Origin of the sequence: Pseudoalteromonas sp. Of7M-16, from assembly GCF_022347805.1 — a bacterium.
Lineage (GTDB): Bacteria > Pseudomonadota > Gammaproteobacteria > Enterobacterales > Alteromonadaceae > Pseudoalteromonas > Pseudoalteromonas luteoviolacea_F.
The window spans coordinates 8,398-23,350 of record NZ_JAKRFY010000029.1 but is presented as its reverse complement, the minus strand read 5'-3'; the positions used below and the strand labels follow the sequence as shown (position 1 = coordinate 23,350).

Sequence of the window (14,953 nt, the reverse complement as noted above, 5' to 3'; positions counted from 1 at the left end):
ATTTATGGATTATCAACAGTCATTATCCCGTGAATATGATCAGCAAATCGTCTGGGTAACCGGTGCAGGGCAAGGCATTGGATTGGCAGTCGCAGAACAATTTGCAGCCTTGGGAGCAAAAGTGATTGGCTTTGACCGCCAATTTACCGATACCAGCATGCTCTATAAGCACGTCGTGTGTGATTTATCACACCCTGAGCAACTCATGCCAGTACTGAACGAGCTGATCCAACATGGGCTTGCACCCTATAACCTAATCTACGTCGCCGGCGTATTGGAAATGGGGGAACTAGATACACTCGACCTCCAGCAGTGGCAACATTGCCACAACGTCAATGCGGCCAGCCTATTTGTATTTATTCAGCAGTGCGGTGCACACTTCAAGCAAGTTGGTCGCGGCAGCCTAGTAACGGTCGGCTCCAATGCAGCCAGTACACCACGTCAACAAATGGCCGCCTACTGCGCTTCTAAAGCTGCTGCAACGCAGCTTACGCTTACCGCAGGAATTGAGTGGGCAAATTACGGTATCCGCTGTAACGTCATCGCGCCCGGCTCTACTTTGACCCCGATGCAAACAGGCATGTGGCAAGATGATCAAGGTGCACAGCGCGTGATAGACGGATTTTCAGAGCAGTATAAATTGGGTATTCCGCTGAGAAAGATTGCCACTCCAGAAGAGATCGCCAGCAGTGTCGTATTTCTCGCCTCTAACTTATCTTCGCACACCACAATGCAAGTTCTCACCATTGATGGTGGCGCCACGTTTTGACCACACAAACCAAAGCCACCTCCCCTTAGCGGGTGGCTTTTATCTCCTCTTACTCGAGTCACGTCTCCTCTTTAATTTCACAACTGACTTTATTGCGCTGGATCCCCGCAAAGCGCCCACAAAAAAGCCCCACATGGGTGAGGCTTTGTGCTGCGAATATACATATTGCTCTGTGCCCATGTCAGCGCACAGATGCCATGTAATTAGAAGTTATAATTTAACTCTAGTGCATAGTTTCTTGGTGTACCTGGACGAACCGTGTAAAACGCCACTTTAGAGTCATATTCTTTATCAAATAAGTTGTGAATGTTTAGCTTCACACTTAAGTCATCATTAATCTCGTACTGCGCCGAGAAACCACCTAATACATGCGAGTCTACTGGTACGTATTCAGCATTACGCTCCCCAATAAAGCCTTCTCGCTCACCGGTATAAGTGAGGTAACCACCGATCCTGAAATCTTCGAAGTCATAGAAAGTGTTAAAACTCGCAATTTTGTCAGGTACAACACGTGAAACACGACCTGAAATATAATTTGGGTTTGTCATGTCAATGTCTGAAAATGATACCGCGGCATACCACTGCTCAGTCACATAGCCAGAAATTTCAACTTCATAGCCTTCAGACTCGATACCACTTTGCGCTTCATAGTAAATCAAAGATGTGTCTTCATGTTTACCCGCTTCTACTGGGTAGTTTTCCTGATCTATCTGGAAGTAAGCAATATCAACACTGAGCGAATCTTCTTGGTTTGAATATCTGAAGCCTAGCTCTTTGTTTTCACCAGATACCGGATCTAGTAACTTGCCAGATTTATCATACGTTTGTCGCTGGTCAAAAATATCCGTGTAACTTGCGTACATCAAAAACTGTTCAGTAAATTTATATACACCGCCGTAGTATAAGCTGGTGTCTTTAAAATCAAATTCACTGGTAATATTGCGGTTTGTGCTGCTTGAAGTGATGTCTTTGTGGTTGGCACCCAACAACACATTCAAGTTATCTAATACCTGTAAGTTGAAGGCAACGCGTGCACTTTGAGACTCGATGTTCGCTTCGCGCACAGCTGGAGCACCATAGTTAAATCCCGGGTTAGCCGGTTTTGCTTGCGGTGATTCACCGGTGTGTTCAGCGATTAAATTACCAGCAGGTCTTGCCAGCGGTCGGTAAGTTGTCTGATACTCGTCAAACTCGCTATTTGCCAGCGTAAAGTTAATGCTGTGCTCACGACCTAAGAAGCTAAATTGACCATTCACGCCAATTTCTGCACGATCTGATTGATATTCTACGTGCTTTTCATTGGCAAATAGTGCGTAATCACCATTTGGTTCCACATGCCACCATAGGCCAGCGTAGACTTTATCATCATCTAGGTTCGAAGTGTGGAACCTTGCCACCACATTCCAATCATCATTGATTTGATAACGAGCTTCACCCAATAGGCTATCTTGTTGGGTATCTTGCGTTGCCCAATCTGGGTAGATATTTGCTTCAATGCCTATGTCTACACGCTCACCTGTTGTAAATTGATACGGTAGGCCGTCAGAAAGCGCGCCTTGGCCGTCATCTTGGTAACTGGCAAATAAAGACACCTGCAGTGCATCAGTGATATCTGCAGAAAACGTTGTATAGAACATGGTGCGATCGGTATTTGCACGGTCTACAAATGAATCCGCATCTTCTACCGCTGTAACGAAACGCGCTCGCATCGTACCGCTGTCATTGAGTGTGGTATTGAAGTCTGCTTCCGCGCGAAGTCTGTTCCACGAACCCACTTCCGCTGATACTGCGCCACCTGTGCCATTGTATGCACGTTTTTGCACTAGGTTTACGGTTCCTGAAGGCTGACCAACCTCTTGCAGCATACCCGTCGAACCACGGATCACTTCAACACTTTCAAACATGCTCGTGTCTAATAATGTGGTTTGGCTAGGACGGCCTGCTGCGCCCATACCGTCAATTAAGAAACGGTTCATTTCAAAGCCGCGAGAAAAAACAAAACGTTCGCGATTGCCTAGAGATGTCTCAGAGTAAACACCTGCGCTGTGTACTAGCGCTTCACCCGCTGAATTAACATCATGGAAATCCATGAATTCACTGTCGACGATAGAAATAGATTGTGGCGTGTCACCAATCGCAAGCGGCAACCCTGTTGCGCCTACATCTCTATGGTGTTTACCTACCACCTCAATATGTTCCATATTTACTTTAGCATCGTCCGCTAAAACTACTGAAGAACTACTTGCAAGTAGTCCAATACACACCGCTTTTGCAATCGCAGAATATTGCTTCATACGCCGCTTGACTCCCTTATCCTAGTCGAGATAAAAATTCTGATTTACTCAAGGGCAGACGAAGCAATACTTTAAAAATTTAGCGTCTTCGTATCTTTTGCAGAGACAAAAATACCACTGTAAAAATAACTACAACAATATCAACGATTTATCCATAAAAAATATTTATGACTATATTCATATTACTGATATTTAACAGGTTTACGAAAGTTGATTTATACCAAATAACAAAATAAACAACGCCGCCATCGGCGCTAAATACTTTGCTGCTAGAATCATTTGAGATTTATAATCGCCAAGCATGGTGAAGTGAAAAGCGACGCCCGCGATTACCAAGATACTGAGTAACTCGGAGACGGTTAATACGCCATGAAAGTCAAAGCCAAACAGATCCAAGCTTAACCAAATGCCGCCACGCACTAACAAAAATCCCACCACAAAGCCAAGGATCACCCCGAAGTTGATAACCCGCATTACAATACCCCTCCAACCGCAGCCAAAGTCAACAAGATCAATACGGGTGCTGTGCCTCGGTGATGGCCCATCATCACCACTAGGGGCAAACCAATGCTCACAGCGAACAACACTAAAAACACCGCAGCTATCAGGCCCATCTGAAAGTAATACAGAACGCTCAAAGCGAGAATACTCGACAGCAGTATCTGTTTTGCCGAGATAACATTAAACAATCGGGCTAGACCCTCTACTTTGCCAAACGGCCAATATTTAGAGTGGGCAAATAACGCAAACCCTATCAGGGTAAAACTAAGCAAGGCGATCATTTACTGGCTCCAATTCAATTGTGCGTTTTTTCACTTTGTCGGTCACTCTTACCACAACCGTTGCCATGCCAAAGCTCAAACCTGCAAGAGCGACAAAAGCAATGTGCACCGTGATTAGGTCCCGAGCGACAAAGCTATAGAGCTCATGGCCAAGCACCAATCGGATCACATCTATACACGGCAGCAATAAAAACAGCACACCGGCCCCTTGTAACATCGCGTGGGCTGAATCTTTCACCTGTTTAAAGTAACAAGTCAGCAATCCACAACACAGTAAACCGCCAACCACTATCAATTGATTGGTCAGCATCGTCAAAGGCTCACCTTGACTGAATAACCGTGTACATACCAATAGCAATGCAACACTCAGCAGTGCACCGCACGTACTTGCCTCTAAACATGCGCGTTGTAGTTTAAACAGAGCCTGCCCTGCACGCTTTGGTTCTCGAATAGCTAGCCAGTATAAGTTGCCGATTAACATTGCGGCGATGGCCATCATAGACAAAACAAAATACAGTAGATGTGACGACTTGCCGAGTAAATGACCTTCGTGCAGCTGGATCATGATGTTGTATACATCATTAATCGGCTTGCGTTTTGGCTCATATAACAAGTTGCCATGCACATCATAAAATGCCGTGACAAACTCAAAACTACGGTCAGATTCACCTGAGACTCTCAATCGTTTCCAAGGTCTCGGATAAATATCAAATCGCGCGATACGCATTATTGGGTAGGCTTGTTGAAAATCAGTGATCACTTGATTCAGCCGCTCAGCTGTTAACACCGCTTCCATATCATAATTCTCGGGCTTGCGCGGAAAGCCAAGTTCCTCAAAATAGCTCTTGCCACTTTTATCTGCGTATTTGTGGTACACAGGCTCATTGATTTCGTACCCGACATTAAAGTAAGCGCTGCTCCAACCATACATCAGCATAAACAACAAAACACCCAGCCCCAGCAATACATGGCTGTCTTTGAATACATCACGAGACTTGCCTTTGGCACGATATTGGTGGAATTTTTTTACCAAATCTTTCCAACGGATCCAAATGCCGCTGATGGTCACCATCATCAATAAAATGCAAGCTATCGCGATGATATCTGTGCCAATATGCGTGGTAAAATTGATGTGCCAGAAGTACAGAAAATCAGATGCGGCCTGCTGTGCCGTATCTTGGCCAAATAATTGTTGTGTCTGATTGTTGTATAACAAGCGGTCATCGTGGCCGACATAGATTTGAAACAGGTGATTGTGATCAGGATCTGTCGTTAAGGTAATACGTTGATTAACAAAATCAGGAACTTTTTCTGTCAGATCTGTTACCGCAGTTTGCCAAGACATCGAGCGCTCTAATTGACTATCCTGTTGCCATGCAAACTGCCAATTGAGTAATTGACCGCGAAAAAATAACAGACTGCCACAAACGAAAACAATGGTAAGAATGCAGGCACTGACTGCGCCTAAAACTGAATGCTGTTTGGTTAATCTGGTCAGGATTTTTTTATCCATAAACTCCTTCCTGTTTATTTTGCGGCCACGCCCTAAAACAAAATAAAAAGCCGCCAAAAATGCACCACTTTGGCAACGACGAAAGAAGTTGAGAGAAATTTAAATAATTACGACAAACAACGGAAAATGGGGCGTTAGTTTCCCAACGCCCCTAAACAGATCGCTTTAGGCCTGACAGCGGCCCTAACTCAAACGTTACAGCTTCACAGCTTTTAGCAATTGCGCATGACTCACCACTTGCTGATGACTACATGCAAGTTTTTGCTCCGTGAAGGTCGCGCCATGTGCAGACAAATGAGCGCGATAAGAATCAATATCGCTATCTGAGCGCACTTCAGACCAAAGCACATGCGTAGTAAGCCCGGCAGGTAAACTTGGCAATGTACAGCCATTTTCACGCTGACTATTTAACCTTTCACTCATCGTAAATGTCTGGGCCAACTGCGCTGCATCTATCGCACTGTAAGGCATGGGCAGCTGCTCGCTGTGCGATTGCCAAAATGCACTTAGGTATCCTTTGAGTGTATCCGCATCCACAATAGACTCGGCCAATAAAGGTGTAAAGTGTGTCTCAACACGCTCAGACCAAGCTTTGCCCCCATTATCTACAACCAAGGTTAAAAACTCGGTGACTGCTTGCAGTTGAGTCAATGTACGTGGTTGCGCTGTCGGGATCCATGAATCCGCTAAGTACAACGTGTTCACTTGTGACGATGATTTTTCAAGAATGGCAGCCACCTTGGCCGCAAGCAAACCACCCATAGACCAACCAAGTAATTCAACAGGTTCAGCGCCAAACTGCGCGGTAATTTTATCCGCATAGCGCTTGGCAAGTTGATCAAAATCGGTCACTTCAAGATCCGCTTCGTTTGGCACCAATGCAAACAAATTCACCTGTTCATCTAGCTGTTGCGCCAGCTCACGATAGGCCAAAGTTAAGCCCAGTCCATCATGGAAACAGATCACCTGACGGTTGCCCGCTTTATGCTTATTGAGTACCGCAATCGCTTGCGCTTCACCACCGCTTAGCACCTCTGCCAATTGGGCTACACTAGGCGCTTGGAAGAGCGCGCCTAAGTCAAAATGTAACTCAGCATCTTCTCTGTCAGCCCAGCGCTTTACCAATTTAATTGCCGAAATTGAATGGCCACCCAACTGGAAGAAAGACACATTGCGACTCACTTTATCAAGCTCGAGCACTTCGCCAAACATTGCCGCCAAACGTGTTTCTAACGCGCCCTGCGGTGCTTCGTAAACAGTTGTCTGAGTTTCAAAAGAAGGCAGTGCTTTGCGATCTACCTTGCCATTACCTAGACGCGGCCACTGAGCCAGCACCATAAACGCCGATGGCACCATGGCTTCAGGCAAACTGTGCGACAATTGTATTTGTAGCGCCGCGGTCGCATCACTGTCTAACGCGCCCTCTGCATACTGATTGGCAACGATATAAGCATGTAAAGTTACCTGGGTATCGACCTTGTCTGCAATCACTAGGCAATGTTCAATACCATCGACCTGTTCAATGCTATTGGCCACTTCCCCTAACTCAATTCTAAACCCTCGGACTTTTACTTGATCGTCTTTTCGGCCTAGGATCATGATTGAATTGTCGGGCATATAACGTGCTAAATCGCCAGTTGCATAAACACGTTGGTTAAATTCCTCATGGCTTGAAAATGCTGTATGTGTTGGCTGACCAAGGTAACCTTCACTGAGTTGTGCACCGGCAATATACAGCTCGCCCACTTCACCATAACTACATAGCTGACCTGCGCTATTCAAAACATAGGTTTGCGTGCCTGCAAACACCTTGCTCAGTTTTGCCACACCACCGTCTCCAGCTTGATAACGATGACTCATAACCCCTATAGTCGCTTCGCTTGGTCCGTAGTGGTTGTATACTTCCACCTCAGGAGCCCATTGCTGTATCGAACGCAGGAAGGTATTAGGACAAGCCTCTCCCCCTAAGATGATTTTTTGTGGGAAATAAGGCAGTGCTTTCAAGTCACACAGCGCCTGCAAATGCGATGGAACAATTTTAATACAGTCGACTTGGTGCTGTTGTAAAAACGCACTGAATGCTGCGCTATCCATGCTTTGCTGCTCATTTGCGATACACAGCTTTTTACCTAAATACAGCGCATTAAATAGGCAGGTATAACCCAAATCAGCGGCCACAGTTGCCGTCAGTGCAAAGTTTTGCTGCTCAGCTAGACCTAGTGCCTCGCTAGAACCATAACAATAAGCACTCAACTGCTGCTGACCAATACACACACCTTTTGGGGTCCCTGTTGAACCAGAGGTAAAGATGGTATAGGCCAGTTTATTTGCCACATCATCCAAGGTTGGCAATGCGACCTCTTTATTCACCTTAAGTGAGTCCAAGCGTATACCCTGCTCAGACGATGCGCTAATCACCACAGCATTGTCAAACTGCGCCAGTACTTTATCGATACGTGCTTGTGGCCAACTCGGGTCGAGGGGCACAAAGCCAAAGCCCGCGCGCATGCTCGCAAGCATTGCTACAATCAGGTCGGTGCTGCGTGGCAAAAGTAGCAATACTGGCTGCTCAAGCTGCGTTTGGCTTTGACATAAACCTTTTGCTACTGACTCAGCCTGTTGCCAAAGTTCTCCATAGCTAAGTGATCCGGTGTCATCTATCAGTGCAATTTCTTGGGGTTGAGACTTAGCAAAATCATGTACACGCTGCACAACCGTCTCTACTGAAGGTAGCGCCCCCAAGCCGTTGATCGCAAGCAATTGTGCTGAGTGAGCCTCACTCAGTATGCTGATTTGTGCACAGTTTTGATGGACATCACCCGAGGCGATAACACTGAGAACATGCTCAAGCTGCGCCAACAAACTCGCTACCGCCGCGGCAGAATAGCTATTTTGGCAGTAATTTAGCGTCAGCACACCATTGGCCGCAATGGCCATGTTTAAATCATGGCACAGGCTTGTTTGCCAATCAGGTTGATGTGCTTGCTGTGAAAATACATAGTCAGTGGCATGTCTCGCCGTTTTTAACTGCGCTTCTGAAATACTCAATGCATAGTGGCGATGATTTTCACATTGCTCGTTTAGCGCGGACAACCAACTTTCAAGAGATTGCTCTGGTTGATACTCAACAATCAAGGGCAACGCTTTTGCGTAGCGACCAATCGCCCCTTCAAATGCTTCATCTTCTTGGCGTGGATCGTAATGCAAAGCCGTTAAAAAACGCGGAGTTGTTGCCAAACGCGCCATCAACCACCACCAAGCATATTGTGCAATATGCTGACTTGATACGCCCAGTGTCGTCGCATAGTTACTGATACCCTGCCACACACTGCTATTAACCGCATACTGCACTGGCGTGTAGCTGCGCTGTGCTTCACTGACAGAGCCCATTGTATAAGGTAATTGAAGCGCAGACGGTAAATCACCAGCTAGGTAATTTTGCCAAAATGCCTGCCCCGCTAAACCTTCGTCCTCACTCTGCATTTCTTGTTGCCAAGCAACAAAGTCAGGGAATTGAAGCGCTTCTTCATCATCTGGTTGACCGTTGACAATCCCGGCAATGATCTCTAGTGAAGCTAAGTCCACCGCCCCAGCAAAGCCACGAAGTGCAATGAAATTCTGTTCGTTTGTTTGCACCAAAGTCAATTGTAAATTGCGACCACTCTGTGGTGCTATATCCACCGGAGACGACAGCGCCAACTGCGCTAGGCTTGGCACGCCTGCTTGGCGCCATTCAATGCTATCAACAACTATTTTTGCACTTTCGCTGGGCAGTGCTCTTAAGCCTTTAAAACCTGCTACTTGCTGATAATTAGACGCCAAACTAATATGTGATTGAATCAACGCCTCACAATGGCCTTGTATACTTTGCAAGCTCGCCGAGCAAGGCACCAGCAACTGGACAAGTGGGACTGTTTGCGCGGCATCAGCAGTGAAACACTGCTGATTCGCCGTCAGTACAACTCCTTGCTGATATTCTTCAATATAGTCAGCGATCATGCCAAACACTCCTGCTCCGCTTTGGCTTGCTCTGCGTTGGCTTCAGTAAGTTGCTGCTGAGATACCATATCCCCCATTGCAACCACGATTTTACGCGGCTCTTCATACGGATCACGTGCGTGGGCAGCGAGCATGTTGTCCAGCATCACTACGTCACCTTTTTGCCAGTCAAACCTCACCGCACAGCGCTCATAAGCTTCACCAATAATTGTCATTTCTTCGTAACTAATCGGCGTGCCATCACCAAAGAAAACGTTGCGCGGCAAATACTCATGACCAACCATCTCAATCAGATCACTGCGCACACTTTCTTCTAAACACGACTCATGGTGAAGTTGAACTTGATTGAAGAACGACTCCTCGCCGCTCAAATGGTGTTTGATCACCCCATGTGTTTTAGTACGGGTTTGCAAACCGCCATTGTCTAACCAGCGAAACTCGGTATTACTCGCCGTCAAGCGCGCCTCTACTTCCGCCTTGTCATCGGTTTTATAGAAGTCTTGCCAAGCGACATCGAGGTTTGGAATAAAGTTACGTACGTATAACAGCTCTTTTTCTTTGATTTTGGCTACCAGTGCTTCAGGCAGCTCTTTGAGCATACGACGACAATCTACAATCGGCGTGGCGCCACCCACTTTTGAAGGCAGTTCACAATAGAACCACTGTTTACGAGGCCACTTGCCTAAATGAGAACTTTCGTTGTGGTAAAGGATCATTTGACGCTCTGGGTACGGCGTCGACTTATAGGTCTTTTTACCGCCTTCTTTTTTCGGCAAATCACCATATTGACCATACAAGCCCGGTTGAATTGCGTCGGCGAAAGACTCAAACTCTTGCGGTGATTGCAAAGCAAAGTTCCTAAAAATTATCCCACCGTACTGCTGTAAATAGCCGTCAATCACATCACGGTTATTGCTTGCCCAATTAATTGGGTCAAGATCGGGGGACGTCGGCTCTACGAGAATTGGAAACTGTTCGGTCTCTGGTAAAAAATACGTTTTTATTGGTGCAGCAGGTGCCTTTGCACGTTTTTTAAGACCTTTTTTTAATCCTGAAAATGAATTTCCTCGGGCGGCTTTTTGCATAGTTTTAAATTCCTGAATCATTGGCGAAATTACATTGCGAACAGGCTGTTCGCTCATCTCTATGAGTTGCAACACGCATTGCTGCCAACGCCCCAACCATTGCTGCATAATCTCTGGGTTATAAAGCTGTTTTCTAAATACCCACTGGCATTGCAACTCATCCGCCTCAATGACGAAGAGCGCACTGTCAAATTTACTGCTGATCGCACTTAAACTATCCAAGGGTTCAAGGCTGATCTCAGTCATCGGCCACTGTTGTTGCGGCGTGTTTTGCATCACAAATAACTGTTGTACCAATGGCTGAATATTATTCACCCTCGGGGTGTCAATCAGCTCGGTCAGAGACTCCAAGCCCAGTGCTTGATGAGCCATAACCTGAAGCGAAACGCCCTGAGTTTGCTTAATAAAATCAATAACTAAAGATTCCTCATTCAACATACTACGCTGTGGCAAAACACGTACAAAAAAGCCAATTAAAGCTTCCAAAGCTGGGTTTTCACGACCGGCAAAGTCACTGCCGACAATCACATCAGGCTTGTCATTGATGGCGTGTAAGAATAAGAAATAACCAGATAACAACAACGCATTCAGGGATATGCGCTGCTCGCTCGCAAATGCTTTTAAGCGTTTGGTTTGATCTGCATCAAATGAACCAACCACCAATCCGCCTTCATTGTTTAATTGTACTGGGCGCGGGTAATGATTCGGTAATGCACTATTTGCCGGGGCATCGTCTAAGTGTTCGCGCCAATAATCGCGCAGCTGCTGTCCTGCTTCACCGCTTTGCAGCGCATGTTGCCACTGAGCATAATCTACATAATCGATATTCAATGGCTGCCAATGTGGTGATTGCTGGGTAACCAGTGCTTGGTAAGCTTTACCTAGATCATCAATCAACACTCCTGTCGACCAACCATCTGAAATGATGTGGTGCATACTGACCGAAAGCTGATACTCTCCGTCTTGCTGCTGCACCAGCATGGCACGTAATAGCGGCGCGGAGGCTAAATCAAATGCTTGATTTTCAAAGGCACGTTGCAACGACTGGCTTTGTACAATGCGCTGCTGCTGCGAGAGATCCGAGAGGTTGTGGCTGATAAGCGTAAATGCCGCATGCTCGTCCACAACCATGCTAGCTTCGCCCAATTGCTCAACAAAACGCATCCGCAATGAGGCATGTCTCGCTATTACTAACTCAAATGCACGTTGCAACAGGTCAATATTCAAAGCGCCACGTAATGTCACGGCCCCGGAAATATTAAAAGCATGTTTGTCCTGCTCTGCCACCATTTGGTCCGACAGCCACAAACTCATCTGCGCTGGGGCCAAATCATAATTTGATTGCGCAGAGACCTTAATAAGCTCTGGTAACTGCGTCTTAGAAGCTGTATTCAATAATACTGCGAGCGCCTCGACATTAGGCGCATCAAAAATATCTTTAACGGAGCAATTAAGTTGCAGTGCTTCACTGATACGACTGGCCAATTGCAACGCGACAATAGAATCTCCGCCAAGCGTGAAGAAATCATCACCGCGGCCTATGGGCGAATACTTAAGCACAGATTGCCAAATATCCGCGAGCTGTTGCTCTAGCTGACTAGCCGGGGCAACAAATTCGCCACGCTGATTGTCTTGTACTTTGGGTAACGCGTGACGGTCAATCTTTCCGGAATTGTTCAGGGGTAATGTGTCGAGCACCACAATTACACTGGGTACCATATAATTTGGTAAGCCTTGCAGTAGCAAAGACTGTAAAGCCGCGCCTTCCAAGTTATTACCAGCAACGTATGCCACCAAGCGAGTTCCTGTGGGTAACTCCTCGGCTATCACAACGGCTTCCTCAACACCTGACTGTTGATATAGGTGCGCTTCTATTTCACCCAACTCGATCCTGAATCCACGAATTTTCACCTGATGGTCGGTACGCCCTAAATATTCCAGCAGGCCTGATTGATTGTACTTGACCAAATCACCTGTGCGATAAAGTCGGCTGCCTTGCTGGCAAAATGGGTTGGCGACAAAACGCTCGGCACTCAGCTCTGGGCGATTTAAATATCCTCGGGCCAAGCCTTCTCCTGCAATATACAACTCACCTGCCACTTCATTTGGCACAGGGTTTAACGCATCATCTAAAACATAAAACTGCGTTGCGCGGACTGTATCACCGAGATGAATTTTCGCCTTTTCAACCCGTTGGCATGATGACCAAATGGTGGTCTCCGTTGGCCCGTACATGTTCCACAATGTCACTTGGTGTTCAAGCAGTGTTTGGGCAAGCTCGGCAGGCAAGGCTTCTCCACCGCACAGTCCTAACACAGGGCGCTTTAACAGGTTATCGGCCAGCAGCGCGCGCCACCCAGCAGGGGTTGCCTGAATGACAGAAACCTCATTTAAAATGGATTCATCCAATTCACTTTGTTGCTGTGCAATACATACCTGTGCACCAGCGTACAACGGCAGGTGCAATTCAAGACCTGAAATATCAAATGACAATGAGGTAAGTGCCAAGACAGTGTCAGCGCTTTGTAGTGCAAACTTTTCCTGCATAGCAGCTAAAAAATTATCGAGATTGTGATGGCTGACTGCCACCCCTTTTGGTTTACCTGTTGAACCCGATGTGTATATCACATAGGCTAACTGGGCCGGGTGAATCTCCCTGCTCGGCGCACTATCCATCTGGCGATCAAGGGATAACTGGGTTATATCAATACCGCGGATATCGCCAGGTAAAAGCACCTCGGTATTGTGCAGAACCCACTGAGTTTCACTGTGCTGTAAAATATAATCAATGCGCGATTGTGGGAGTTTGGGGTCCACTGGGACATAGGTGCCACCGGCACGCATCACCGCCAACATGGCAACCAACATGTCTAAGCCACGTTCAAACATCAATGCCACAGTTTGCTCAGCTTGCAACCCCTCAGCGAATAGAAAATTGGCCAGCTGAGCACTGCGCTTGTCAAGCGCCCCATAGCTCAGCTCGCGGCCTTGTCCATCAGTCGCAGCAATGCGCTCAGGATGCGACGAAAACGCCTCGGTTAGAACAGATAGATAGCCACTTATTGGCGTAACCTGTTGCTTCGATGCCTGAGGTTGTTGCACTGCCAAAGATACGTTACCAAGGGCTTGCTCTGGGGCAGCAACCAGCTGTTTGGTCAACGTTAAGAAACTCTCTAACAGGCGTGTTAAGACCTCTTCATCATAGTGCTTTGGCTCCCCTTCAAATTGGATCAATAAGGTGTCTGCGAGCTCAACAACTTCGAGGGATAGCGGAAACTTAGCTTCAAACTGATCGACAACAATTGGCGTGAGTGGCAATGGCATCGGACCATCATTGCTGGGCTGATACTCAGAAAAGTTATACATGGCTTGAAAGTGACTTTGTTCGCCCGTTTGCTGCCAGTCTAACTCTCTCGCCAACCACTCGTAGGGGATCAATTGATGCTCAATTACAGCCAGCGTATGCTGCTGGACGGCGCGCGCAACATCAATCAGTGAGCGCGCAGGTTGCGCCTCATTTTTATACAGCTGAGTGTTAACAAAAAACCCGACTATGTCGCTAATATCTGGGTGATTCCTCGCTGCTGTAGGAACCCCTAATAAAAATTGCTGTGCATCACTAAAGCGCGACAAGACAACTTGATAAAGCGCCATGGACAAGGATGACAGGGTTAAATTGTAGTGCTGGCACAGACTGCGCAACCCTTGGGTCAATTGCGCTGATAGATGTGTTTTTGCCAGACGCGCATAACGACTAGCTTCGCTACTATGCGCTTTGGGAACATTTAATTGCTGAGGTACAAAATCGACATAGTTGCGCCAATAATCACACGCTTGTTGACCCATTTCAGACTCAAGCGCATCGCGCTGCCACTGGGCGTAATCCAAATAACGCAGTCTCGTCGGTACAATTTGCTCGCCAAAATAAGCACGCGCTAAATCACGTAAAATAAGATTTGCCGACCATCCATCACTGGCAATATGGTGGTTATCTAGGAGTAAAATTCCCCCTTTACCATAATCAATCCATGCAGCACGAAACAAAGGGGCAACGGATAAATCAAATGGTTTGGCAAACCAGCCAGTCACCACTTCTGACGATAATACTTCAATTGCAGGCCAGTCCTGCTGCGACTCTGGTAAGGCCAATTGTGACAAAGGCACTTGCGCATTATCAACTAGGTGCTGTATCGGTGTATTGTCATCACTAAAGCGTGTCGCAAGTGCCTGATGGGTATTTACCAGGGTGTTTAATGCCTGTTGCAGCTTTGCTAAATCTAACGCAGTTTCAATGTAGTATGCACGAGGTACGTTATACGAAATGGACTCTGGGGTCAGCTGTTGTTGCAACCACAGTCGCTGCTGCTGAAAAGATAAACTACCGAAATTATCTGAATGACGGGGGATCTCAGTGTGTGTTTCTGGTTGCTCAGCAAACAGCTCACCAAGCAGATCTAAGTCTAATTCATCGGCCAGTGCGTCAAGAATATCGTCGTTGTTCATGTGTATCT

General features: G+C 46.7%; 7 protein-coding genes. 1 reads left to right on the top strand and 6 read right to left on the bottom strand.

Features of this window, described 5'->3' with window-relative positions:
- Positions 1-4 precede the first annotated feature (4 nt).
- The gene (gene dhbA, locus MHN81_RS22935; RefSeq protein WP_023400628.1) at positions 5-769 is read left to right on the top strand and encodes a 2,3-dihydro-2,3-dihydroxybenzoate dehydrogenase; all 765 of its coding nucleotides are present in this window, start codon (positions 5-7) and stop codon (positions 767-769) included.
- Positions 770-972: 203 nt separating this feature from the next.
- On the opposite strand, the gene MHN81_RS22930 is transcribed toward dhbA, so the two are convergent.
- The 6 genes from MHN81_RS22930 to MHN81_RS22905 form a co-directional block, all read right to left on the bottom strand.
- Positions 973-3,063 (bottom strand): TonB-dependent siderophore receptor, encoded by a 2,091-nt coding sequence (locus MHN81_RS22930; protein ID WP_239426807.1) that lies wholly within the window; start codon positions 3,061-3,063, stop codon positions 973-975.
- Positions 3,064-3,264: 201 nt separating this feature from the next.
- Positions 3,265-3,537, bottom strand: coding sequence for a hypothetical protein (locus tag MHN81_RS22925; RefSeq protein ID WP_023400630.1), 273 nt, complete (start codon positions 3,535-3,537; stop codon positions 3,265-3,267).
- Positions 3,537-3,845 (bottom strand): hypothetical protein, encoded by a 309-nt coding sequence (locus tag MHN81_RS22920; protein ID WP_023400631.1) that lies wholly within the window; start codon positions 3,843-3,845, stop codon positions 3,537-3,539. Before MHN81_RS22920 ends, MHN81_RS22925 begins: the two co-directional genes overlap by 1 nt.
- Complete coding sequence (locus tag MHN81_RS22915) at positions 3,829-5,358, bottom strand: PepSY-associated TM helix domain-containing protein (protein ID WP_239426806.1); 1,530 nt, start codon at positions 5,356-5,358, stop codon at positions 3,829-3,831. The genes MHN81_RS22920 and MHN81_RS22915 overlap by 17 nt, the downstream gene beginning before the upstream one ends.
- A gap of 195 nt (positions 5,359-5,553) precedes the next feature.
- Positions 5,554-9,357 carry a non-ribosomal peptide synthetase gene (locus tag MHN81_RS22910; protein ID WP_239426805.1) on the bottom strand — a complete coding sequence of 1,268 codons (3,804 nt, stop codon included), beginning with the start codon at positions 9,355-9,357 and terminating at the stop codon, positions 5,554-5,556.
- A complete protein-coding gene (locus MHN81_RS22905) occupies positions 9,354-14,945 on the bottom strand; it encodes a non-ribosomal peptide synthetase (protein ID WP_239426804.1) in 5,592 nt (1,863 codons plus the stop codon). Before MHN81_RS22905 ends, MHN81_RS22910 begins: the two co-directional genes overlap by 4 nt.
- Positions 14,946-14,953: the final 8 nt, after the last annotated feature.